18 protein-coding genes are annotated in these 23,556 nt (G+C 39.0%); 9 read left to right on the top strand and 9 right to left on the bottom strand.

Annotated elements, in window-relative coordinates:
* Positions 1-7 precede the first annotated feature (7 nt).
* Genes PKC55_RS09645 through PKC55_RS09615 form a run of 7 tightly spaced genes read left to right on the top strand, consistent with a single transcriptional unit; the run spans position 8 to position 7,656 of the window.
* Positions 8-1,249 carry an FtsW/RodA/SpoVE family cell cycle protein gene (locus PKC55_RS09645; RefSeq protein ID WP_135106748.1) on the top strand — a complete coding sequence of 414 codons (1,242 nt, stop codon included), beginning with the start codon at positions 8-10 and terminating at the stop codon, positions 1,247-1,249.
* Complete coding sequence (gene murG / locus PKC55_RS09640; RefSeq protein WP_283685708.1) at positions 1,246-2,355, top strand: undecaprenyldiphospho-muramoylpentapeptide beta-N-acetylglucosaminyltransferase; 1,110 nt, start codon at positions 1,246-1,248, stop codon at positions 2,353-2,355. Before PKC55_RS09645 ends, murG begins: the two co-directional genes overlap by 4 nt.
* Positions 2,356-2,358: 3 nt before the next feature.
* Entirely contained in the window at positions 2,359-3,726 is a 1,368-nt protein-coding gene (murC, locus tag PKC55_RS09635; RefSeq protein ID WP_291130329.1) for a UDP-N-acetylmuramate--L-alanine ligase, read from the top strand.
* Positions 3,723-4,460 (top strand): cell division protein FtsQ/DivIB, encoded by a 738-nt coding sequence (locus PKC55_RS09630; RefSeq protein WP_006841461.1) that lies wholly within the window; start codon positions 3,723-3,725, stop codon positions 4,458-4,460. The genes murC and PKC55_RS09630 overlap by 4 nt, the downstream gene beginning before the upstream one ends.
* A 58-nt stretch (positions 4,461-4,518) precedes the next feature.
* Entirely contained in the window at positions 4,519-5,847 is a 1,329-nt protein-coding gene (gene ftsA, locus PKC55_RS09625) for a cell division protein FtsA (protein WP_291130333.1), read from the top strand.
* A gap of 45 nt (positions 5,848-5,892) precedes the next feature.
* The gene (gene ftsZ / locus PKC55_RS09620; RefSeq protein WP_135106740.1) at positions 5,893-7,182 is read left to right on the top strand and encodes a cell division protein FtsZ; all 1,290 of its coding nucleotides are present in this window, start codon (positions 5,893-5,895) and stop codon (positions 7,180-7,182) included.
* A 21-nt stretch (positions 7,183-7,203) separates the two neighbouring features.
* The gene (locus PKC55_RS09615) at positions 7,204-7,656 is read left to right on the top strand and encodes a GatB/YqeY domain-containing protein (protein WP_291130335.1); all 453 of its coding nucleotides are present in this window, start codon (positions 7,204-7,206) and stop codon (positions 7,654-7,656) included.
* A 63-nt stretch (positions 7,657-7,719) separates the two neighbouring features.
* Here PKC55_RS09615 and PKC55_RS09610 read toward each other — a convergent pair whose 3' ends face one another.
* The 8 genes from PKC55_RS09610 to PKC55_RS09575 all read right to left on the bottom strand — a co-directional run bounded on the left by PKC55_RS09610 (position 7,720) and on the right by PKC55_RS09575 (position 21,307).
* Positions 7,720-8,391, bottom strand: coding sequence for a YiiX family permuted papain-like enzyme (locus PKC55_RS09610; RefSeq protein ID WP_291130338.1), 672 nt, complete (start codon positions 8,389-8,391; stop codon positions 7,720-7,722).
* Between the two features lie 18 nt (positions 8,392-8,409).
* On the bottom strand, positions 8,410-10,242 hold the full coding sequence (mutL, locus tag PKC55_RS09605; RefSeq protein WP_291030772.1) for a DNA mismatch repair endonuclease MutL: 1,833 nt from the start codon (positions 10,240-10,242) through the stop codon (positions 8,410-8,412).
* 13 nt (positions 10,243-10,255) lie between these two features.
* A complete protein-coding gene (locus tag PKC55_RS09600; RefSeq protein WP_291130381.1) occupies positions 10,256-12,031 on the bottom strand; it encodes an OstA-like protein in 1,776 nt (591 codons plus the stop codon).
* Between the two features lie 105 nt (positions 12,032-12,136).
* Complete coding sequence (locus tag PKC55_RS09595; RefSeq protein WP_185146749.1) at positions 12,137-13,522, bottom strand: peptidylprolyl isomerase; 1,386 nt, start codon at positions 13,520-13,522, stop codon at positions 12,137-12,139.
* 80 nt (positions 13,523-13,602) lie between these two features.
* Positions 13,603-14,421 carry a peptidylprolyl isomerase gene (locus PKC55_RS09590; RefSeq protein ID WP_291130341.1) on the bottom strand — a complete coding sequence of 273 codons (819 nt, stop codon included), beginning with the start codon at positions 14,419-14,421 and terminating at the stop codon, positions 13,603-13,605.
* A 44-nt stretch (positions 14,422-14,465) separates the two neighbouring features.
* Positions 14,466-16,487, bottom strand: coding sequence for a peptidylprolyl isomerase (locus PKC55_RS09585; protein WP_291130344.1), 2,022 nt, complete (start codon positions 16,485-16,487; stop codon positions 14,466-14,468).
* A gap of 224 nt (positions 16,488-16,711) precedes the next feature.
* Complete coding sequence (gene guaB, locus PKC55_RS09580; protein WP_135106728.1) at positions 16,712-18,187, bottom strand: IMP dehydrogenase; 1,476 nt, start codon at positions 18,185-18,187, stop codon at positions 16,712-16,714.
* A 204-nt stretch (positions 18,188-18,391) separates the two neighbouring features.
* The gene (locus tag PKC55_RS09575) at positions 18,392-21,307 is read right to left on the bottom strand and encodes a calcium-translocating P-type ATPase, PMCA-type (RefSeq protein WP_291130350.1); all 2,916 of its coding nucleotides are present in this window, start codon (positions 21,305-21,307) and stop codon (positions 18,392-18,394) included.
* A 403-nt stretch (positions 21,308-21,710) separates the two neighbouring features.
* Here PKC55_RS09575 and PKC55_RS09570 point away from each other — a divergent pair, with 403 nt between their 5' ends.
* Positions 21,711-22,286 carry a 5'-methylthioadenosine/S-adenosylhomocysteine nucleosidase family protein gene (locus PKC55_RS09570; RefSeq protein WP_291130353.1) on the top strand — a complete coding sequence of 192 codons (576 nt, stop codon included), beginning with the start codon at positions 21,711-21,713 and terminating at the stop codon, positions 22,284-22,286.
* Between the two features lie 67 nt (positions 22,287-22,353).
* Here PKC55_RS09570 and PKC55_RS09565 read toward each other — a convergent pair whose 3' ends face one another.
* Complete coding sequence (locus tag PKC55_RS09565; RefSeq protein ID WP_006841474.1) at positions 22,354-22,509, bottom strand: hypothetical protein; 156 nt, start codon at positions 22,507-22,509, stop codon at positions 22,354-22,356.
* Positions 22,510-22,664: 155 nt separating this feature from the next.
* Here PKC55_RS09565 and PKC55_RS09560 point away from each other — a divergent pair, with 155 nt between their 5' ends.
* A complete protein-coding gene (locus PKC55_RS09560) occupies positions 22,665-23,555 on the top strand; it encodes a bile acid:sodium symporter family protein (RefSeq protein WP_324372834.1) in 891 nt (296 codons plus the stop codon).
* Position 23,556: the final 1 nt, after the last annotated feature.

Here is a 23,556-nt window from a genome sequence, read left to right as displayed (position 1 = left end):
TCAAAAAATGGAATTCAATTTTTTAGGGCGGGCATTCAAAGGAGATAAAGTTATATGGTGTATATTTATCGCACTGTGTATTATCTCTTTGCTTGAAGTATTTAGTGCTACAAGTACAATTGCCTACCGTCAACATAGCCACTGGGCACCGATTCTGCGACATGCGGCATTCCTGCTTATTGGTTTTGCCCTCGTCATGTTTTTGCAGAGGGTTCCCAGCAAATATTTCTCAGTATTACTATTGGGAATACCGCTATCTGCTGTTCTGCTTGTTGTCACCATGTTTATGGGGCAAGATGTAAATGGGGCACAACGCTGGCTGGGTATCGGAGCATTTACGATACAACCTTCCGAGTTTGCTAAAATTTCAGCAATCGGCTTTGTCTCCTTCTTTTTAAGTAAGATGAAGCCTGATAATGAAGGTTGGATATTCAAGACTCTTATTATTGGTATTGGAGCTCTATGCTTACTTATTGCACCCGAAAACTTATCTACGGCATGTCTCCTTTTTGGCGTATGCTTTATGCTTATGTTTATCGGACAGGTCAGCCTCAGAAAGTTAGGATTGATTGCTTTTGTTGGGCTTGCTGCTGTAGCTATTTTGCTAGGCAGCCTTACGCTCCTACCCGACTCTTTTGCAAAAGAGTATTTACCGGGACGTTTGGCTACATGGAAAAACCGTATAGAAAGGCACTCGGAAGAAGATAAAGAGATGAGGAACGCCGACGGAACTATTGCTTATAAAATAACTGACGACAATTACCAGGTATCGCATGCCAAGATAGCTATAGCTAACGGCGGTATAATCGGTTTGCCGGGAAGCGGTGTTGAACGAGACTTTCTTCCACAAGCCTATTCCGACTTTATCTTTGCCATCATCCTTGAAGAAACAGGACTGCTTGGGGGGCTATTCGTCTTGCTTTTATATGTAGCTCTGATGTTCAGGTGTGGCGTTCTGGCTTCAAAATGCGAAAAGAAGTTCCCGAGATATCTTATACTCGGGTCTGCACTTATACTCACAATACAGGCTTTGGCTAATATGGCCGTAGCCGTCAATTTGATTCCTGTTACAGGACAACCTCTGCCTCTGGTAAGCCGGGGTGGAACGTCTACCATTATCACATGTGCCTATTTTGGCATTATCCTGGCATGCTCATCCCGACTCAACGATTCAGATCATGAAGATGTGGACGAAAGCATTGCCAATATAGATTTTGAACCCTATGTAAAAGATACAGAAGAACAATGAAAAATCTGAGAGTTATTATTAGCGGAGGTGGAACAGGAGGTCATATATTTCCGGCAATAGCTATTGCTAACACCATCAAAAAACGTTACGCTGACTCCGAAATACTTTTTGTGGGAGCCGAAGGACGCATGGAAATGGAAAAAGTTCCAAACGCAGGATACAAAATAGAAGGGTTAAATGTAGTCGGGATTAGCAGAAAAAATCCGATTAAGATATTTTCTACAATCTGGAAATTTCAGAAAAGCCTCAATCGGGCCAGCAAAATCATAAAAGGATTTAAGCCCGATATCGTGATTGGCGTGGGAGGATATGCCAGTGGCCCAACGTTGTATAAGGCAAGTAAACTTGGTATCCCTACCCTCATCCAAGAGCAAAATTCGTATGCCGGAATTACAAACAAGTTTTTAGGCAAGAAGGCTTCCAGTATCTGTGTTGCCTACGAAAATATGGAAAGATTCTTTCCGAAAGATAAAATAGTGATGACTGGCAACCCTTGTCGTGAAGAATTATTATCATCGAATATAACGAAAGAAGATGCCTATACAGAGTTTAACCTCGACCCGAATAAAAAAACGATTCTGGTTGTAGGTGGCAGCCTTGGTTCGAGAACAATAAACAAAAGTATATTTAACGGAATAGAAGCTTTGTCAGAGTCAGACATACAAATCATTTGGCAATGTGGGAAACTATACTTTTTCGAACTGAATATGGATCTGGCATCGAAAGGGAATCCACAGAATATTCATATCCATGAATTCATTTCCCGAATGGATTTAGCATATAAAGCAGCCGATTTGGTCATCTCAAGAGCAGGTGCAAGCTCTATCTCCGAACTATGCTTGTTGGGCAAACCGGTTATTCTTGTTCCTTCTCCAAATGTATCGGAAGATCATCAAACCAAAAATGCAATGGCACTGGTAAACAAAGATGCCGCTATCCTCATAAAGGATATTGAAGCAAACGATTTGCTAGTTAAAACAGCTTTGGAGACAATAAAGGATAAGGACAAATTAAAAACTCTGTCAGAAAATATTTTAAAATTGGCGCAACATGATTCGGCAAATCGGATTGTAGATGAAGCAATAGGACTAATAAAGCGAAAATAAAACATGAATAATATAAAAGCAGTATATTTCATCGGAATCGGTGGTATCGGGATGAGCAATCTGGCTCGCTACTTTATGTCGAAAGGTAAAAAGGTAGCAGGGTATGATCGTACCGAAACACCATTGACAAAAGAACTGGTAAAAGAAGGCGCAGAAATTCACTATTCGGATAGTGTAAGCCTGATACCGGAATACTGCAAAGACAAGGATACGACATTAGTGGTTTATACGCCGGCTGTTCCATCCGAGAACGAAGAAGTTATATATTTCCACGAGCAGAATTTTACGATACAGAAGCGTGCTCAGGTTTTAGGAACTATCACCAAATCGAGCAAAGCTCTTTGTTGTGCAGGAACACACGGAAAGACAACAACATCAAGTATGCTGGCTCACATCCTTAAACAATCGCACCTCGATTGTAATGCTTTCTTAGGCGGTATACTAAAAAATTATAGCAGCAATCTGATGCTTTCAGACAAGAGTGAGTTTACCGTTATCGAAGCTGATGAGTATGACCGCTCTTTCCACTGGCTGCACCCGTATATGGCTCTTATTACCTCTGTAGACCCAGATCATTTGGATATCTACGGAACGGAAGAAGAGTATCTCAAAAGCTTTGAGAAATTCACCACCCTCATTCAACAGGGAGGAGCGTTGGTTATGAAACACAATATAAAACTCTCACCCAAAGTTGGAGAAGGAGTTAAGGTATATACCTACTCTGAAGATAAAGGCGATTTCCATGCAAAGAACATAAAAATAGGCAACGGTGAAATTCGCTTCGACTTTGTTACTCCAAAGGAAGTAATAGACAACATACAACTTGGCGTTCCTGTAAGAATCAATATAGAGAATAGCATCGGAGCAATGGCTCTGGCATGGCTCAATGGTGCTACACCTGACGAACTGAGACATGCAATGCTCACATTTCAGGGGGCAAAACGTCGTTTCGATTTTATCCTTAAAACAGATAAGATCGTGATGATAGACGACTATGCGCACCACCCTCAGGAACTAGCTGCAAGCATTACTTCTGTGAAGGAGTTATATCCTGACCGCAAGGTTACAGGAGTTTTTCAGCCTCACCTCTATAGCCGGACAAAAGATTTTGCCGATGAGTTTGCAAAGAGTCTTTCTTTGCTTGACGAACTCATTTTACTGGATATATATCCTGCAAGGGAAAAACCGATAGAAGGTGTGACATCAAAAATAATTTTCGACAAGGTTACCTGTCCTAAAACATTGTGTAACAAGCAAGAATTATTACCTTTATTGGAAAATAAAAATGATATTGAGGTTCTATTAACAGTCGGAGCAGGAGATATCGATCAATTGTTGGAAGCAATAAAAGAAGTTTTAAAAGAGAAATGATAAAAAAAATATTAGTCATCGGAGGAATATGCCTTCTTGCAGGCTATCTTATTTTCTCGGCTTTTTATTTCGAAAAAAAGCCGCAGGATGACTTTTGTACAAGTTTTGAAGTAGAAATAAAAAATAGTGCCGAGGGCAATAAGTTTATCGAAACAAAAGATATTGTAAGTTACATCAAAGATAAAGGACTTGACCCTACAGGCAAACAATTAAAAAACATTAATACAAACAAGATAGAAGAGGCCATAATGGCCAATCAGCTGATAAAAGAAGCCAACGTATTTGTAACAAACAATAGAGCCGTAAAAGCCGTAATTGAAGAGCGGAAGCCGATTCTGCGTGTTATAAGCAGCCTTGGAGGAAACTATTATATAGATAATACGGGCAATAAAATGCCTCTTTCTAATCGCTCTACAGCATACCTCCCTATAGCAACAGGAGCAATAAAAGAAGAGTTTGCAAAGACCGACTTATATAAATTTGCATTATTTTTGCATAATGATGAGTTTTGGAATGCACAAATTGAACAAATAGTCGTACTACCTAACCAGGATATTAAATTAATACCCCGTGTCGGTGATCATCAGGTCATACTAGGCAGTGTGGACGGATGTAAAGAGAAGCTTGCCAAATTGCTCACCTTTTATCAAAACGGGCTTAACGAGACCGGGTGGAATAAATATTCAGTCATAAATCTGAAGTTTAACAAACAAGTTGTTTGTACAAAACGTTGAATAAAGAACAAGATCTGGACAATTCTTTCGAATTGGACTGTAAAGGAGAAGAAGATATATGGAACAATCAGGATTTATTGTAGGTATTGACCTTGGCACATCAAAAATTGTTGGTGTACTGGGACGTAAGAATGAACAAGGCGTTATTTCCATCTTGGCATCGGAATGTATACCTGCCGATTCATGTGTAAAATATGGGACAATATATAATATAGATGATGCCGCCGGCAAAATCAAAGGACTTATTCACCTGTTAGAAAACAAGACAGGGAAGAAAATAGGAAAAGCTTATGTTTCTGTTGCCGGAAAATCACTTCGGGCAATAGAACACAAAGAGACTAAATTGCTCGATAGCAACACTCCTATTACATTTGCCATACTCGACGGAATGGAACAGCAAGCTAAGCTGAACAAGCCCGATTTCTTTGCCAACTATAGCGTCCTTGCTCCTGAATACTACCTTGACGGACAATACGAAGAAGACCCGATTGATAAGGTTGCTTCTGTAATTGAAGGTCATTATCGTTTGGTTATCGGACGCCCTAATATAAAAAGCAATCTTGCAAAAAGCACAGAAAAGGCTCAGATCGATATTGCCGGATTTATTGTAGGTCCTGTAGCCGCAGGTGCTCTCGTTCTGGAAGAACAAGACAGACAAGCTGGATGTGCTCTGGTCGATTTTGGCGCAGGCACTACTACATTATCCATATATAAGGGCGGATTGCTTCGCTATATGGCAGTTGTTCCGTTCGGAGGACGTACGATTACGAAAGATGTTCAGGGATTAGGCTTTGTTTTCGAATCTGCCGAAACATACAAAATACGTTATGCCAAATTAGGTAAAGAAAAAGCAAGACCAACCAGTGATACCTCAGCCGATATAGACCTCCGAGAGTTGAACAAAGTGATACAACTACGTCAGGACGAAATTATCTTGAACGTGATTCATCAGATAAAAGAGTCAGGATTTGGAGATAAACTGGATGCCGGAATTATTATTATAGGTGGAGCATCGCAAATGACAGGGCTGGAAGAATACTTTGCAGACAAAGCACAACTTCCGGTAAAGCGGGCAACACCAAAACGTGTATATATTAATAATGCAGCCGAATTATTGCAAAATCCGGTATATACACAGGCTCTTAGCTTACTGCTTTTTGCAAATGAGAATTGCGAAAGGAAGGAAGCTTTCAGACCGGAACCTGTACCGGTTCAACAAACAACTCCTACTCCACCTGCTCCCGAAATTGAGGAAGAAGAGGATGAGGAAGAAGCTCCTAAGCCTAAAAAGGGAAAGAAAGATAAAAACAAAGGGCAAACATCGCTCTTTAGGTTCTTCGAAAAAGTACAAAACTTTGGAGGAACAGTATTCAACGATGAAGAATAATCGAAGTAAATCCCTTAAGTTATAACAAAACAAATACGCTAAGATATGGATGAAAAAATACTGGATTTTCAATTCCCAAGAAAAACTCAGACAATCATAAAGGTTATAGGTGTAGGTGGTGGTGGTGGTAACGCCGTAAATCACATGTTTAATGAAGGTATACATGATGTATCGTTTGCATTGTGCAATACCGATAATCAAGCATTGTGCGAATCTCCGGTAGAAACACGTGTCCAACTGGGAAGAAAAACCACGGAAGGACTTGGAGCAGGAAACCGCCCCGAAGTTGCAAAAGCTGCGGCAGAAGAGAGCCGTGAAGATTTGGAAAAACTATTGGGAGATGGAACCAAAATGGTATTTATCACTGCCGGAATGGGAGGTGGTACCGGAACAGGAGCAGCTCCTGTAGTAGCGCGTATTGCTAAAGATATGGGAATACTTACAGTTGGTATCGTTACTATACCATTTGTATTCGAAGGCCGTAAAAAGATTATACAAGCACTGAAAGGTGTAGAAAATATAGCACGCAACGTTGATGCACTGCTTGTGATCAACAATGAGAGACTGATTGATATCTATGCCGACCTGACTATCCCCAATGCTTTTGCAAAAGCTGATGATACACTCACAATCGCAGCTAAAGGTATTGCGGAGATAATCACAGTACACGGACATATAAATCTGGACTTTGCCGATGTGAAAACCATCTTGAAAGATGGCGGTGTAGCCATTATGAGTAGCGGACGAGGCGAAGGAGAAAACCGTGTGGAAGATGCTATTGTAAACGCACTTCACTCTCCATTATTGAATAACAATGATGTATTTGATGCCAAGAAGATTCTATTTAATATCTATTCGAGCGAAGAAGAACCGCTAATAGTAGAAGAGATGGAAGCTGTTGCCAACTTTATGAAGCGCTTTGGCCCAGAGATAGAAGTTATTTGGGGTACTGCTATAGATAAAAATCTAGGCAAGCAGGTAAAAATAACTTTACTGGCTACAGGATTCGGTATGTCGAGTATCCCGGGCATGGAAAGTGATCTTATCGAAATTGATGAGGAAGAAGAGGAAGAAAGAATCAGGCAGGAAGAAGAAGAAAAACGCCGTATCAACGAAATGATTGAAAAACATTACGGAAAAGATGGCGTGCAAACTGTAGCTGTCCGTTCTTCGTTTTTCGGACAAAAGCCGATTATCCTATCTACAGATGAATTGGATAATGATAAGATTATTGACGCTTTGGAAAATACTCCGGTATTCAAACGTGATGAGAAATTCAACCCAAGCGAATACAAACCGGAAATGAAGAAACAAGGTGGCCTTTTTAATGACTAAATCATAATAAAAAATACAACAATGAACTTATTTGATAAAGTAAGCGAAGATATCAAAGACGCAATGCGCGCAAAGGACAAAATAAGACTAGAGGCGTTGCGAGGAATCAAAAAAGAATTTCTTGAAGCAAAAACAGCGAAAGGAGCTAATGATGAATTATCTGACGAAGCAGCAACTCTTATCTTGCAAAAGATGGTGAAGCAACGTAAAGATAGCGCAGAAATATATAAGAATCAGGGTCGTGAAGACCTGGCCGGAGATGAATTAGCACAGATTGCTGTTATAGAAGCATATCTGCCAAAGCAATTATCACAAGAAGAACTGGATGCAAGAATCACCGAAATTATAGCTCAGGTAGGAGCTTCATCTCCTGCTGATATGGGTAAAGTGATGGGTGTAGCCACAAAAGCTCTTGCAGGTATTGCTGCCGGAAAAGCTATTTCTGAAACAGTAAAGAAGCTGTTGAATAAATAACACTGGTATAATTTTATTATAAATACAAAAAGCAGAATATTCGAATATTCTGCTTTTTGTATCTTATAGAGTATGAGAAATAACCGTCTCTAACATACTACTATTAAAAATAGATGCGGGGGAAATTACAACCTCATCTTTCGGTATTTTATCTCCGTATCGTTCTTTTAGTTTCTGTTGGACTTCTTCTCCTGTCAAGTCAAAGTCTCTTAAGTACTGGAGCTTGCCAACTTCAACTTCTGCTCCTCGCTTATATATTTTCCAGACAAGTTCAGAACAGTATATTTTTTCGTCCGACCAGTCAAATGCAGAGTCATAACTTTTTCCTAAAAATTTAGCCCCCTCCTCTTTCATTTTCTTCAACGTGTTAAAGGTTAATATCTGATTTGCAATCCTTAGCCGTTTGATTACATAATGACCATCCTTTCCCTTTGCTACCCACTCATCTAAAGGAGTCAGCTTTACAGTTTCAGCAGCCTCATAGACATAGAATCTACCATTATTCTTATAAATAATGCCACAGTGAGAATACTTTGAGTTTGTAGCTTGCTGAATAGCCTCACTCTGAGCCGAGAGTGAAGTCTGAAAGATTATATCGCCATCTTCTATCTGTTCTTCCCGAGTAGCCTTAGCCTTATCGGTAGAGACTGTCGTTGATGGATAAAAGTAGTAGGCACATAGCCCTAAAATAAAAAAGATACTAAAGATGAGAGAGATAATTTTCGCCTTTCTCATAGATAAATAGTTTAAGATTTACTTGAACATTTTCTCTATCGCATCATCTTCGAGCATAGAGATAATTGTTTTTCCATCAGGAGTATGTTTATATGCAGAGGAAGCAAAAAGCTGATCGACAATCTTATTCATCTCCTCTGTAGACAACGTATGCCCATAAGGGATTGATGCAGCATAAGCCATCGAAAGTGCTAGTGCTTCGCGTATTTCCTCTTTTACATCGCTACCGCTCTCTATACTCTTATTTATCATGTTGTGTACAAGCTGTACAGAGTCTATATTTGTTATTTCGGCAGGTGTACCATTTATAGCATAAGAATTATTCCCTAAATGACTCAGATCGAAGCCTACAGCCTCAAGATCGTCTGTCAGATAAGGCATCATAGCAGCCTCTGATGGAGACAGCTCGATAATCTCGGGGAATAGTGCCCGTTGTGAGATACCTCTTTTATGCTCTATCTGAGATAAAAACTGATCGAACAATATACGAATATGAGCACGATGCTGATCGATAAGCATTAGCCCCGATTTAACGGAGGTAAGGATATAGCGGTTCTTGTATTGATAATGTACCACCATTTCGGGAACTATCTTTTCAGAATCGCCTGTTTGTTGCTGACTAAAAATATCAACATCGGGGGCAACCTCTGTAGAAAAATCGGCAGTATTTTTATCACTTTCAAATCCTTTGTATAACTGATCCAAATCGAACTTTGGACGCTGATAGTTTGTCCTTGCGGGCGACTTGAATGGATTATATGACGGATCTACATTTACACGAGGCTGAGATATATTTTTTGAAGGATCGTGTATCGGTATATCTATAGCTCCTTCGGTATCAAAATCGATTGTAGGTACTTCATTAAACTTACCCAATGCCTCCTTGATGGCTGCGGTAAGAATTTGCCAGATAGGCTGTTCATTTTCAAACTTTATCTCTGTCTTTGTCGGATGTATATTTACATCAATAGTAGAAGGATCAACTTGAAAATAAATAAAATAGTTTGGATACTCGCCGTTCAGAATCAAAGGGTCGAATGCAGACTGTACAGCCTTATTAAAATATGCATGACGCATATACCTGTTATTCACAAAAAAGAACTGCTGGGCTCTGGCTTTTCGTGCCGATTCGGGCTTACCAATAAAGCCGGTTATCTTAGCCAGAGAAGTATCTATATCAATAGAGATAAGCTGCTGATTGAAGTTCTTACCTACAACATTAACGATACGCTGCCGTAAACCTCCAGCCGGGAATTTTAGTACCTCTACATCATTATCTATAAAAGTAAATTCAATGGAAGGGTTGACCAGAACAATACGCTCCAGTTCGGTAAGAATATTTCTACGTTCAGTATCGTTCGATTTCAAGAATTTACGACGGGCAGGAACATTATAGAATATGTTCTTTACAGAGAAATTACTCCCTACGGGACAAGCCACAGGCTCCTGACTTTCGACTCTCGACCCTGCTATTTGCAGCAAAGTACCGAGCTCATCTTCTGCCCTTCTTGTTTTAACTTCCACATGCGAGATAGCGGCAATAGAGGGCAAAGCCTCACCCCTGAACCCCATGGTGTGAAGATCAAACAAATCATCCGCCTTTCTTATCTTAGATGTAGCATGCCGTTCAAAGGCCATACGGGCATCTGTTGCCGACATTCCTTTTCCGTTATCTATCACCTGAATCAGTGTACGGCCGGCATCCTTAATGATAAGCTGTATACTTTCTGCACCGGCATCGATGGCATTTTCAACCAATTCCTTCACCACTGACGAAGGCCGTTGAATAACCTCTCCTGCCGCGATTTGATTGGCTATAGAATCGGGTAAAAGATGTATTATATCACTCATTATTATTCTATGGTTATTCTTCCCGATTAAAGACAGATGTTTTACTCCGTTGAGGTTTTACATCTGATGCTTTACGAGAAACTTTCCTGAATATATCATCTTTATCTAAAGGTCGTAAATAATCGTACCAATAGAAGTCTGTTAAACGCAATTGTTCGGGAGTAATCAGGTCGAAAGGTGTTGTTTTCCCTACAGATTTTGGCCAGGTAACAAGCTTCTCGAATGCTCCGTCCTTCATGAATATCTGTAGATAACTGCTTTCAAGCCAATTGAGAATACCTGACAGTTCCTTATTTTTCTCTTCGGGATACGATATTGTTTCCACATTTCCTTCTGCCAATACTCTTTGCAGTTGTTTATTCTGGAAGAAAAGCTTCATAGAACGCGATTTCAACTGATTGTAATGTAGCGAGTCTTTTTGCTCTATCGAGAAACTATATCGTTTGACATGCATATGATCGATTGTACTATCATTCATATAAATGTCTATCGTATCGCCATATAGTTGCCTGTTTGTATTCCACAGCACAGGGTCCTTATACATATGGAGTATAGAATCTCTTGAGTTGAACTGTAAAGAGTCACAAACCCCCTGCATGTCGGACCTATAAAAACGCACTCCGTAATATGCCTTTATCTCTCGGTAAGTAGTCACTTTAGGTTCTTCCTTTTTCGCGGGAGGTAATGCCGATGGCAAAGATTCGAGCGAAGAAGATATATTTACCGGCTGAGTATGCAAGGAATCGGAATGAAGCTTACCTATAGAATCGCTATGTAAAGAATCCACAGCGACTTTAGTATGCTTTTGTATCTTCTGATTGGTGGGTTTGATGCTATCTACTATTGCAATCAGCTTAAGAGTATCGGCATGGATATATAGTGTATCGCCTTGCGAATACTCGATACAGTAAGCCGAATCGGTAGCCAGCGCATAGTCTGTCAACTCATTATAGAAACCATAATGACCTCTTAGGATAACTTTTTTAGTCGTATCTTGCAAAAACATATTGCCAAATACCTCGCCATATCCTTTTGCCTTATGGTACGAGATGGAATCTCCTCTCAATATACGATTACCCTGCTTGTTTACAATCGTGGATTGATCCAACAAGAGGGACTCCTCGGTTGCAGTATTGTACCACCCTTTGCTGGAATAAATAATGCCACTGTCGGAAACAATTTTGGTAGGAGTATAGATTGTTGCAATCTTAGTATCCGTATTATACTTGAGACGATCGGAGTATAGCTTAAACTTATTGTTCACAAGAATCACGCTGTCCTTGAATGTTGCCAGCTTGAGTGCAGGCTCATATTGCCCCCAGTAGGACGTAAGCTCATTCAACGAATCGACAAGCATACCTCCATCAAAGTAATAACCGATATTCATCATACGGTCATAATTTAAACTGTCGGTAAAGAGTGTTCCGCTACCATGTTCGAGACGTACATTCTCTCTGAACATTACAACTCTTGTATTTCCATCATAATGCATATAGTTGCCGTAGAGAAATAGGGTATCGCCCTGTTCCATCCGTACGTTACTAAATGCATTAAAAGAGTTCATCTTTTCGTCATAGTAGGCACTATCGCAATACAGATACGCCCCATCGTGAAAGAATATAACACTATCTTTCAATATCTTAACATCTGAACCCGCTCGGGTAAAGAGCTCCTTGCTAAATACAATGTCTATTACTTTCTGCTTTCCTTTTGCCTGTTGAGGTTTTTGCTGACTCTGAGGCTTTTGAGGCACCTGAGAAATATCCACATTCATATGTGGAGAAATCATCATTTGTGCCGATGCATAAATAGCAATCAGGCATAAAACACTGATTGCAGATATTCTATGCCTTTGAGTTATGTATGTAATAAATTTCTTAAACACTTGTTATATTTACTTGCTAGCCTGATCTTTTTTAATCCAGTCGGGATATTGGAAATCACAGTTTTCCCAATCCTTATCTATTCTTACATAAGTACTCTTTATTTTTGTTTGGAGCCACTTTTTCAGAACCTCTTCATGCTTTTTGTTTTCTACAATCGCTTTCAATGTCTGATAGTCGTCAGAAACATTTGCGACATGTCCTTCGGTTTTGCTTTTCAACTTTATAATGGCAACAACTTCTTTACCGCTATTCTGCTTCATTGTGAATGCAGGCGATATATCTCCTACTTTCATATTGTTTACAATCTTGCCTATTTCGGTCGGTAGTTCTTCCATTGTAAAGCGAGGAGTACCATAGTTTGTACTCTCTTTGTAGTTTACCATCAAACCGTTATTCTTTCTTGTATTTTTATCGAAAGATAGGACTGTAGCATCTTCGAAAGTAAACTTGTTTGCCCTTATATCATTTGCAATAGAGTCTAGTCTGAATTTTGCTTTATTCATATCTTCTGTCGATACCTTCGGACGAAGTAGTATATGGCGGAAGTTAGCCCTATCACCTCTTCTTTCTATCAATTGAATAATATGGAAGCCGTATTCAGTCTCTACAATATTTGATACTTTTTTAGGATCAGACAAAGAAAATCCTACACTTGAGAACTCCGGCAATAACTCGGCACGTCCCATAAAGCCCAGTTCACCACCATTTGGAGCCGAACCCGGATCTTCGGAATACATAATTGCTAAAGTAGCGAAGTCGGCAGTTCCCGAGTTTATTCTGTTTGTATAATCTCTCAGTCGATCTTTTACCTGATCAATATCTTTTAATGGAATCACAGGTTCATTCGTAATAATCTGCACTTCAACCATTGTAGGGATATAAGGCAAACTATCTTTTGGCAGCTGAGCGTAATATTTTCGAACTTCGGAAGGAGTCAGATTCGTCTTTTTACCCACCAAGCTCTTCTTTACTTCTGAAACCAGATATTCATTACGAATTTGTTCGCGCCATTCGTCCCTGAGCTGTGCCATAGTAGAGCCTAGGTATTCTTCGGCTTTCTCTTTTGAACCCAGATTGGCAATAACATTATTCTCGTATCTCGATAGCTGGCTGTTAACTGCTGATGCCGGCACTTCTATACTATCTATCTTTGCCTGATCGAGGAACAGCTTTTGAACAGCGAGTTGCTCCGGAATCAAACAATAAGGGTCTCCCTCGATGCGTTCTCCGCGGGACAACATCCCCAAGCGAACTTTTTCCACATCCGATTTCAGGATAGCTTCATCCCCTACTACCCATATTATTTCATCTATAACATTATTCTGAGCGTAGGATAAAATACCCGACCCCAATAGTATTATTAATAAAATTAATTTTCTTGCCTTTTGCATCATTTTTGTCTGTTTATTAAAAAGTGGCGTAAATATAGTGATAATGTATCACTTTTTCTTAACGTAAAAAAAGAAGTTATAGTCTACTTATTATAAAACTTAATTTCATTATCCGAAATGGCCTTATTATACAAGTCCTGTTGCACCTTATTGAGGTAATCACTTTTCCTTTGTTCTGTATAAATTTCCATCAATTGATTTTTTATATACTCATAAGGAGCCTCACTTCCCACAGTCCTGTACTCTTTCACATTCAAAAGATATACGAATGAAGAATCCCGGGCTTCTATATTCTTGTTGATTTTCAAGAAGTCTGCCCCATTATCCACAGACAGTGGCATATTATCTATAATCTCGTTGAAGCTAACCCACCTATTGTAGAAATATTCGTATCCAACTGCATTCTTCAATGTATTCTTTTCTATATTTTCTACAGCTGCATCGGTCGGTTGTTTATACCACTTCAGAAAATTATTGAGTTCTTTTGAGTCAATCGGAACTTTCAGATATAGCCCCTTTATTATATTTTCTTTCAGCTTCAACTTTTCTTTATTCTGTTCATAAAAAGATTGCAATTCCCCATCGGATACGGATTTTGATAAATGCTCCGTCAACAATTGCTCTTGATATAAATTCGAAATAAGAGTTTTCCGATAATTTTCTATCAATCGTTCTATCTCCTCTTTATTTACTATATTTTTTTTCGCCTTGTCATACAGCAACTGATCATTTATCCACATTTTTATGTATGCATCTGCAGCGGCAGTACTATCTTGCGAAGAGAGTGTGCGAGGAACCGTATTGTTGAGCTCGTCCATATACAAGGTTTTATCCCCGACAGTAACTACAGGAACTTGGCTCAGATCAGGTGCATCAGTACTTCCTTTACTGCATGACAGCATAGATATCAAAATTGATGCAGATATTATAATAATATTATAGATTCTCATTTTATTGTATTCAATACAGAATTATTTATCTCCACTTTATATTTCTTGCGTAAATCAGCCTTCCATTGTTGTTCGAGCTGAGCTTGATAATCAGACTCAACAGCATGTCTCACATCATTATAGTCTATTGGCTTTGAAACAAAGTCACCCAAAACAATAAAGTACGGATACCCTATTTTTGCTTTTACTTCTTTTCCCTCAAAGACCTTATTATCTACATACGGGTTTTCGCCCTTAGCCCATATTCCGGGTTCCATCAGCACCCTAAGAGAATCTTTATTCAGAGCATGTCTTATTTTTTCAATAAGAACATCTCTGTTCTTCTCACTCTTGAACAATGATGTAGCAACAGTTAGTGCTTTTTCATCTTTTGCATAAACAATCAGCCCTCTATACTTTGTTCCGCCAAGAGAATATTTACTTTTATTTTTCTTGAAATATTCCGACAAACCTTTTTCATCAGTAGCGGCACGTTCCCATATATTCTTATTCATTACGCCAAAAGATAAAAGTCCATTTGAAATTTCATCTAATCGCTTCTTATATTCAGATTCTCTATCTGGTAGAGATAAGTAATAATAATCAGTCAGGCAACGTGAATAATATGCATTAAAATATTCTTTCAACACATCTGTGGATAACGAATTATTGATAGCCTCAGTATATACTACCGTTTCAGGAGCATCGGTCGGCTTATTAACCATCAAGTTTTGCCTCAATCGAATATATTCAACAAAGTTAGCAACAGTATACATCTTCTTATCTCCAAACGAAAATAAAATATCGTTATTATTATCAACATTTTTCAAAAAAGAAGAATCTTTAGGAGATATCTTATTTGCTATTTCATTCAGTCTGTCATAAGCCACACGATTGAAGTTAAAACCTAATTCTTGTGACATTCTTTTCCGTTTCTCAATAGTCATTTCTTCCGACTTGTCACTTTCTAGTATGCGAGCTTTCAGCGAACTCTTCATATCAGCATAAGACGGAACCGGAATTTTTTTCAGCAGCCGGATAATATGATATCCATATTCCGATTGTACAGGTTCGCTCACATCTCCTTCTTTCTTGAGATTAAATGCTGCTTCTATAAAAGCTGGAGATAGACGGGATTCCAAATTTAGAACTCCAAAATGGCACCCTTTTTCACCCATTTGCATTACACGAGTAAACTCATGACACAACGATTGATAATCTGAAGCTGTACGCATATTCCGATATTCTCTCCAAGCAACCTTCCCCACACTGTCTATTTGATTGAGGTCGGCAGGGATACGGGAAAAATTAAATAATACTTGCTCGATATCCACCGAACCTACAGCAGGGCGTTTATTTAAGACCTGTATAATATGATATCCATCCGAACATCTTATTGGCATACTGACCTCGTTAACAGGAAGAGAGTAAATCGCCTCCTCTACTTTAGCATTAAACATAAAAGGAGCAACCCAGCCAATATAGCCGTTTTGTTGATTATAATCCAAAACAGTAGAAGACGACAATACTTTATTATACCCTTCGGCAGCGAATCCATTTTTAGACAATCTGCGTTGCAGCTCTATCGCTTTTTGGTATAGAACGACTGTATCGGCAGGATATATTATTTTTTCTTCGAATGGGACAAGCACGTGATTTATTTCCACGTTTTGCTGCATCCTATTATATATCTTCAACAAATAATCATTTTCGTAAATCGTATCTTGCATATATTTACGAGACATGCCTACTCTTGCCGCAGATAAATCTCTTATATAATTTCCGGTTGTATCCACTCGCTGAGCTTTAGCCTCTGCAATATTCAACCTAAAATCTATATAAGATTGAACAAAGTCGGCAAGAGATTCTTTTTCAGCAGCAGGTCTTGAGGCATTACTTTCTCTGTAAGCTTTCTCCAATTCCGATTTCAATACAGGTTTTCCGTCAATCTGAATAGCGACAGGGTCTACCTGCTGTGCATGCAGATAGAAAGTAGCATGTAGTGTGATAAGAAAGAATATAAGTCGTCTTTTATTCATATATCAAGCTGATAAACTGTATAAAAAGCAAAGATACAAGAAATAAAGGCTCACAATGTTTTAAAATATTCTAAAATAAAGGAATACCAATAGTTTTTTTTAGTCTGAGTAACGATTAGTTAGCAGAAGTAATACCATCGAACAAGATGATAGAATATCAATAAATAGGAATGGCTACCGATTGGTAGCCATTCCTATTATAATAAATTTTGTCGAATCAAATTTTATTCTCCTCTGCTGTAATTTGGAGCTTCGCTTGTAATAGCAACATCGTGAGGATGACTTTCTGCAACACCAGCATTCGTGATACGAGTAAACTTAGCATTGTGCAGTTCATCAATATTCTTTGCTCCGCAATATCCCATTCCGGCACGAAGACCGCCGGTCATCTGGTAAACAACCTCAAACAACGACCCTTTGAAAGGAACGCGGGCAGCAATACCTTCTGGCACAAGCTTTTTAATATCAGCTTCCATATCTTGGAAATAACGGTCTTTTGAGCCTTTTTCCATTGCTTCCAAAGAACCCATACCACGATATGACTTAAACTTACGTCCATTGAAAATAATTGTTTCGCCCGGAGACTCTTCTACTCCGGCAAGCAACGACCCCATCATAACAGAGTAGCCTCCTGCAGCAAGAGCTTTCACAATATCTCCCGAATAGCGCAAACCTCCATCCGCAATCAACGGAACATTTGTCCCTTTCAGCGCTTTAGCAACATCATAGATAGCCGATAACTGAGGAACTCCGATACCTGCAACTACACGAGTAGTACAGATTGAACCCGGACCGATTCCCACCTTTACTGCATCTGCTCCGGCATCAACCAGATATTTTGCAGCATCGCCTGTTGCTATATTACCCACAACAATATCGATGTTGGAATAAGTAGCTTTTACTTTTTTCAACATTTCAACCACACCTCTTGAGTGTCCATGTGCAGTATCAATAACAATTGCATCCACTCCGGCCTGTACAAGAGCATCAACACGCTCTAAAGTATCATAGGTTACTCCTACACCGGCAGCAACACGCAAACGTCCGTTTTCGTCTTTGCAGGCAAATGGTTTATCTTTTGCCTTTGTAATATCTTTGTATGTGATTAGTCCGATTAGTTTATTATCGGCATCAACTACAGGTAGTTTTTCTATCTTATGTTGTTGAAGAATATCTGCTGCCGCTTCAAGGTCTGTAGTCTGGCGTGTTGTAATGATATTTTCTTTTGTCATCACATCATCGATCAACTCATTCATATCACGTCTGAAGCGCAGGTCACGATTGGTCACAATACCAACCAAACGGTTGTTTGTGTCCACAACAGGAATCCCCCCGATTTTGTATTCAGCCATCATTGCCAAGGCATGACCAACTGTTTTGTCTCGAAGAATACTTACAGGATTTGAGATCATTCCGTTTTCTGCACGTTTAACAAATCGAACCTGCTGCGCTTGAGCTTCTATAGACATGTTTTTATGTATAACGCCTATACCACCTTCACGAGCTATTGCGATAGCAAGCTTAGCCTCGGTAACAGTATCCATTGCAGCCGAAACGAACGGAATATTTAATTTGATATTGCGTGAGAAATTTGTCGACAAATCGACTTCGCGGGGGAGAACTTCTGAATAAGCGGGGATCAACAATACATCATCGAATGTCAATCCATCCATTACAACTTTATCTGCAATAAACGACATATATTAAAGAGCTTTTGAAATTTATTGCGCGCAAATATACATATTTTTGACGAATTATTAGCAACAAACTTTCAAAAAACGATACTTTTTTAACTTAAAAGGTTATTTCAATCTTAAAATAGGCTTATCTAACTTCCACATTAGATAAGCCTATTTAATATAACCTGAAAAGATTGTCAGGGAAATATATATTTATTTGTCAAATCATTTTTTTCTTATCAGTCTAATCAATTCGCCAATCCAGAGAACAACAGATGTGCCGCCTATAATAATGCCCCAATCTTGAATGGTTAGCGGCATAGTACGAAATACATCGCCGCCAAAAGTAACGATCAATATCTGTCCTACAAGAATAATTAAAGCTACCAACTCAAAGCCTGCGCTTTTATTTAATCCGGCAAAAGCGGATTTGCCTGTTGCATAAGCTTTGGCATTAAACATATTCCAGAATTGTAGTAGAACGAAGACTGTAAAGAAATACGACAAGAAGTAACGCTCCCTGTCTCCTTCGGCAACATAGCTAAAGAATGAATTCAAGTGAACAGTATCTGAAAAATAATACATCATTCCGAGAAGTAATATAACAAACATTACGCCTGTAAAAAGAATATGTTTAGCAATGGAAGGCGTCACGATAAAATCACTGTTCTTCCTAGGCTTAGTTTTCATCACATTCGGGTCAGGTGGTAATGAAGCTAATGCTCCGGCCGCAAAAGTATCCATAATCAGGTTTACCCAAAGCATCTGCGTTACGGTTAACGGCAATTGTTGTCCAAACACAGAACCCAAAAACACGATCAAAAGTGCAGCCACGTTGATAGTCAACTGGAACAGCATAAAGCGCTGTATGTTCTTATAGAGCGAACGTCCCCACATCACAGCAGTAGCAATACTACTGAACGAATCGTCAAGCAGGGTTATATCACTCGCCTCTTTGGCAACTGAAGTCCCCGAGCCCATAGACAAGCCTACATCAGCATAATTGAGAGCAGGAGCATCGTTTGTCCCGTCACCGGTAACAGCAACGATCTCCCCTTTCTGTTTCAGGAGATGCACAAGCCGTTGCTTATCTGTCGGACGAGCACGACACATTATCTTCAAGCCTTGCACTCTATTGAGCGCTTCCTCATCTGAGAGTTTTTCGAAATCAACACCGCCAATAATATTCAGATCGGTATCCTCATCATCCTTCCAAATACCAATCTGACGTCCTATTTCTTTAGCCGTACCATACGTGTCGCCTGTAACAATTTTTACGCCGACACCCGCACTCAAGCAATGTTGCACAGCCTCAGGAACATCAGAACGTACAGGATCGGAAATACCTGCTATTCCAAGAAATATTAATTCTCCTTTAATCAAATCTTCCACAGCCGCTTTTGCATCATCTACATACTGATATGCAAAACCGAGAGTCCGCATTGCCTGATTCTGATATTGCAATAGCTGACTATTAATTTTTTCTTTGTACTCACTTACAGGAACGAGACCTTCGGTAGTAATTACGTGCTTACATTTACTCAAAACTACTTCTGGTGCACCTTTTACATACAAAACTTTCTTTCTGAGTTTTGGAGAGTCTACAAAAGTTGCCATAAACTTACGTTCGGTAGAGAATGGCAATTGCTCTATGATAGCTTCTTTGTTACGAATATTACTATATAGTATTTTACTATTGTTGAGCCAAAGCAGCAAAGCTCCTTCGGTAGGATTTCCTAAAGCCGCCACTTTCTTAGGGTCTGAGAAATCTAAAAACGCAGTAGAGTTTACCGAAATATTTCCTATCACAAGACGGCTGATCTCGCTGTCGGTTAATCGCTGATCTTCCAATCCGTAGAAATTAGTGCTGGCAACCTGCATTTGGTTTTGAGTAAGTGTTCCTGTCTTATCTGTACAGATAACAGTGGTAGCTCCCATTGTTTCCACAGCATGCATTTTGCGCACAAGATTATTCATCTTCAACATACGACGCATACTAAGCGCAAGACTAAGCGTAACACTCATCGGCAAACCTTCGGGAACAGCAACAACAACCAATGTAACCGCCACCATAAAGGCCTGTAAGATCTCTGTGGCCGTATCCAGATTTATCCACGAACTACTATTCAGCGGATCTACGCCAAAAATATATCCGATCGATGAAATGGCAACCGTCAACAATGCTCCTGTAAAAAGCCACCTCAACCATCCTCCTTCTTTCACAGACTTAGGAAGTTTAGAGTCTTTACCGAGCAATTCGAGACCTCCATATATAATAGGCAACCATACTTTTATCATGCCCACTGCTACCCCCAACATTACACCGGCAAGCAAAGCAAGTTGTCTTTTTTGCATAGGTACAATAGGATCGAAAACAACATCCTTAAGGACAAGTACTAAAAATGTGAAAAGGGCTAATATAAGACCAACAACACCGATAAACTTAGCCAAAGAGTCTAACTGACGGTTTAATGGTGTTTCACCTTCAACTTTTTCGGTCGCCTTCACCGCTACTTTTCCAAATTCGGTATTATCTCCAATACGATGTACTTCAAAAACACCATGCCCATTTATAACCTTCGTTCCTCGAAGTACCCAGTTTGAAGGATAAGTAACTCCTTCTTCGAAATGTTCAGGGTCTGTAGTTTTATCTATACTCAGCTCTCCTGTAAGGCAGGACTCATCTATCTGCATTGATACAGCTTCGAGCAATTCGCCATCAGCCGGAACCTCGTTGCCTATCTCAAGCAAAACGATATCACCAACTACAATATCTTTTTTTGCAACCTGCTTTACATTTCCGTTGCGCATCACCATAATCTGGTCTTCGTCGTTCACCTGATTGAGGACGTCAAACTTTTTGTTGGCATCCATTTCGAACCAAAAAGAGACGCCCGTTGCCAGAAGAATAGCACAAAAAATACCGATAGTCTCTATATACTCATTATGTATAATAGAAATCCCTAAGGACAAGAATGCGGCAATAAGCAATATACGAATGATCGGATCTTCAAACTTTTTCAAAAAAAGTTTCCAAAGAGGTTCTTTTTTTGGGGGAGTGAGGATATTTGCACCATGCTTCTGCCTGCTTACTTTCACTTCACTATCGGAGAGACCTATGTATTTTTTTCTACCTTCCATTATTTATTGGTTATTTATCTTTAACGTCTTTAAAACCTTATTGGTTATTCAAAACCGACAAAGTTACGTTCATTTAACATAAGATGGAATATCTATCGGTTAAATTATTGTTACAAAATCATCTCCCCCATCATTCAATCATCATATAAACCGGGATTTAGAATCATATTTTTATTTACTTTACCTTATATTAGCACAAATGTAAATTTGATATTTTCTTATATTTACTCAACAAAGTAGAATGTTAATGTAGATGAAAAAAATTATCTTATATAAAAGGGGCTAATATGATTTGGAGAGAAAAGTTACAATCAAAGATGAACTAAACCTGTTACTTTTGTCACCTTTTTATATTTATCCAATTCTTTTATATTCCTTATATTTGCAAATAAGATTCAATAACATGATTAAAGAGCTATTAAATAAGAATCCTTTGTACGTTTTTGCACTGGAGAGTGAAGCCTCAGATAAGTTTGTAAATGAAAGTCCGCTTTTTATTGGTGTGGGAAAAGTAAATGCAGCGTATCATTTAACAAAACAGATAGCACAAAATAAACCAAGTATTATTATCAACCTCGGATCGGCAGGCAGCAACTTTTTTGAAAGAGGGGCAGTAATCTGCTGCACCCAGTTTATACAACGTGATATGAATGTAACAACACTCGGTTGTGAGTTATATGAAACACCTTTTTCTAACACAAAACCGATTCTGAAGTATGGAATCCGGGTCGACGGTCTGCAAGAAGGCATCTGCGGAACCGGAGACAGTTTCGAGGTGAGCCACAATACATCAGATTACAATATCGTGGATATGGAAGCATATCCATTGGCATATATTGCGAAAAAAGAGGACATTCCATTCCTATGTCTTAAATATATTTCGGATGGTGCTGATGACAATGCCGCCGAAGATTGGAATATTACAGTAAAAAAAGCCGCGGAGGCACTCAGACAAGCAATAGACGAACTAAAAAGATAGTAGTATTCAATCGTATAATAGCATTGAGGGGTTTCATTTTTTAAGTTAATAAGGTGGATGAAAAGAATCACTCTTTCTCATCATCAAACAAAAAATCATCGGAACATAGTTCTTCTATAGCAAGTGCGAGTTGCACATTTGAACTATCTTTCCTGTCAAGAGATTCGATTTCTTTCTTAGGAGCGTATTTCAAATTCTCCTTCTTGTTCTTGTCATCTTTCATATCCAACGTTCTTATTAGTGTATTTATCTAATTAGACGATTTAGATTTAAAAATATTTCAATTTACTTCTTTTTTTTCTTTTTTTATGATTTTACCTTTATTACGGCTTCAAAGGGAATATATTTGCTAATTTTACATCTTCAATAAGCCAAATCATGCTGAATAAGATTAAATCGTACATGATGCCTATAGCTATGCTTACCGGCATTCTGTTACACAAATATATGGGCGAACTTTCGTTCCTTACCCCTTACCTCATAGCATTAATGCTATTGATCACCTATTGCAATATTTCCTTTAAGGAGATACATTTTTCCCGACTGCATTTTTGGCTTATTGCGATACAGATATTGGGGAGCATTGGCGTTTACCTATTACTTCGCCCTTTAAATCCCATTGTCGCTCAAGGGGCAATGATTTGCGTTTTAGCCCCCACAGCCACATCTGCGCCTGTAATAACAGGCATGCTTGGAGGGAATGTTCCTAGCCTGATGGCTTATAGTTTACTCTGCAACATGGTTATTGTTATTGTTGCACCCATCCTGTTTTCATATACGGGAGAAATAGAGTCTAGTTCATTTCTTCAATCATTCTGGATTGTATTTCAAAAAGTCTCAATATTATTATTTCTTCCTCTGTTTGGCGCATTCTTACTCAAGAGGTTGTTACCCAGAGTACATCATGAGATTCAGAAAGCAAAAGGATTGTCTTTCTATCTTTGGTCGATAGCGTTGGTTATTATTACAGGAAAAACCGTACAGTTTATAATCGACCAAGAAAGTCCCAATTTTATAGTAGAACTATCGGTCGCTTTCTCGGCTTTAGCTATTTGTATAGCTCAATTTCTTGTAGGACGCCGTTTAGGCACTTATTACAACGACACGATAGCCGGAGGACAGGGATTAGGACAAAAAAATACCATCCTTGCTATCTGGATGGCTCAAACATATCTAAATCCTATATCATCTTTAGGACCCGGAGCTTATGTATTGTGGCAAAATGTGGTTAATTCTTATCAGGTATGGAGAAAGAGAAAAACCCTATAAA

Origin of the sequence: Dysgonomonas sp., from assembly GCF_035323175.1 — a bacterium.
GTDB lineage: Bacteria > Bacteroidota > Bacteroidia > Bacteroidales > Dysgonomonadaceae > Dysgonomonas.
This window is presented reverse-complemented; position numbering and strand designations above follow the sequence as displayed.

What these genes read in the sequence shown, in the direction of transcription:
- PKC55_RS09645 (WP_135106748.1), top strand. Translation starts at nt 8, where the DNA reads ATGGAATTCAATTTTTTAGGGCGGGCATTCAAAGGAGATAAAGTTATA.
- murG (WP_283685708.1), top strand. Translation starts at nt 1,246, where the DNA reads ATGAAAAATCTGAGAGTTATTATTAGCGGAGGTGGAACAGGAGGTCAT.
- murC (WP_291130329.1), top strand. Translation starts at nt 2,359, where the DNA reads ATGAATAATATAAAAGCAGTATATTTCATCGGAATCGGTGGTATCGGG.
- PKC55_RS09630 (WP_006841461.1), top strand. Translation starts at nt 3,723, where the DNA reads ATGATAAAAAAAATATTAGTCATCGGAGGAATATGCCTTCTTGCAGGC.
- ftsA (WP_291130333.1), top strand. Translation starts at nt 4,519, where the DNA reads ATGGAACAATCAGGATTTATTGTAGGTATTGACCTTGGCACATCAAAA.
- ftsZ (WP_135106740.1), top strand. Translation starts at nt 5,893, where the DNA reads ATGGATGAAAAAATACTGGATTTTCAATTCCCAAGAAAAACTCAGACA.
- PKC55_RS09615 (WP_291130335.1), top strand. Translation starts at nt 7,204, where the DNA reads ATGAACTTATTTGATAAAGTAAGCGAAGATATCAAAGACGCAATGCGC.
- PKC55_RS09610 (WP_291130338.1), bottom strand. Translation starts at nt 8,391, where the DNA reads ATGAGAAAGGCGAAAATTATCTCTCTCATCTTTAGTATCTTTTTTATT.
- mutL (WP_291030772.1), bottom strand. Translation starts at nt 10,242, where the DNA reads ATGAGTGATATAATACATCTTTTACCCGATTCTATAGCCAATCAAATC.
- PKC55_RS09600 (WP_291130381.1), bottom strand. Translation starts at nt 12,031, where the DNA reads ATGATTTCTCCACATATGAATGTGGATATTTCTCAGGTGCCTCAAAAG.
- PKC55_RS09595 (WP_185146749.1), bottom strand. Translation starts at nt 13,522, where the DNA reads ATGATGCAAAAGGCAAGAAAATTAATTTTATTAATAATACTATTGGGG.
- PKC55_RS09590 (WP_291130341.1), bottom strand. Translation starts at nt 14,421, where the DNA reads ATGCTGTCATGCAGTAAAGGAAGTACTGATGCACCTGATCTGAGCCAA.
- PKC55_RS09585 (WP_291130344.1), bottom strand. Translation starts at nt 16,487, where the DNA reads ATGAATAAAAGACGACTTATATTCTTTCTTATCACACTACATGCTACT.
- guaB (WP_135106728.1), bottom strand. Translation starts at nt 18,187, where the DNA reads ATGTCGTTTATTGCAGATAAAGTTGTAATGGATGGATTGACATTCGAT.
- PKC55_RS09575 (WP_291130350.1), bottom strand. Translation starts at nt 21,307, where the DNA reads ATGGAAGGTAGAAAAAAATACATAGGTCTCTCCGATAGTGAAGTGAAA.
- PKC55_RS09570 (WP_291130353.1), top strand. Translation starts at nt 21,711, where the DNA reads ATGATTAAAGAGCTATTAAATAAGAATCCTTTGTACGTTTTTGCACTG.
- PKC55_RS09565 (WP_006841474.1), bottom strand. Translation starts at nt 22,509, where the DNA reads ATGAAAGATGACAAGAACAAGAAGGAGAATTTGAAATACGCTCCTAAG.
- PKC55_RS09560 (WP_324372834.1), top strand. Translation starts at nt 22,665, where the DNA reads ATGCTGAATAAGATTAAATCGTACATGATGCCTATAGCTATGCTTACC.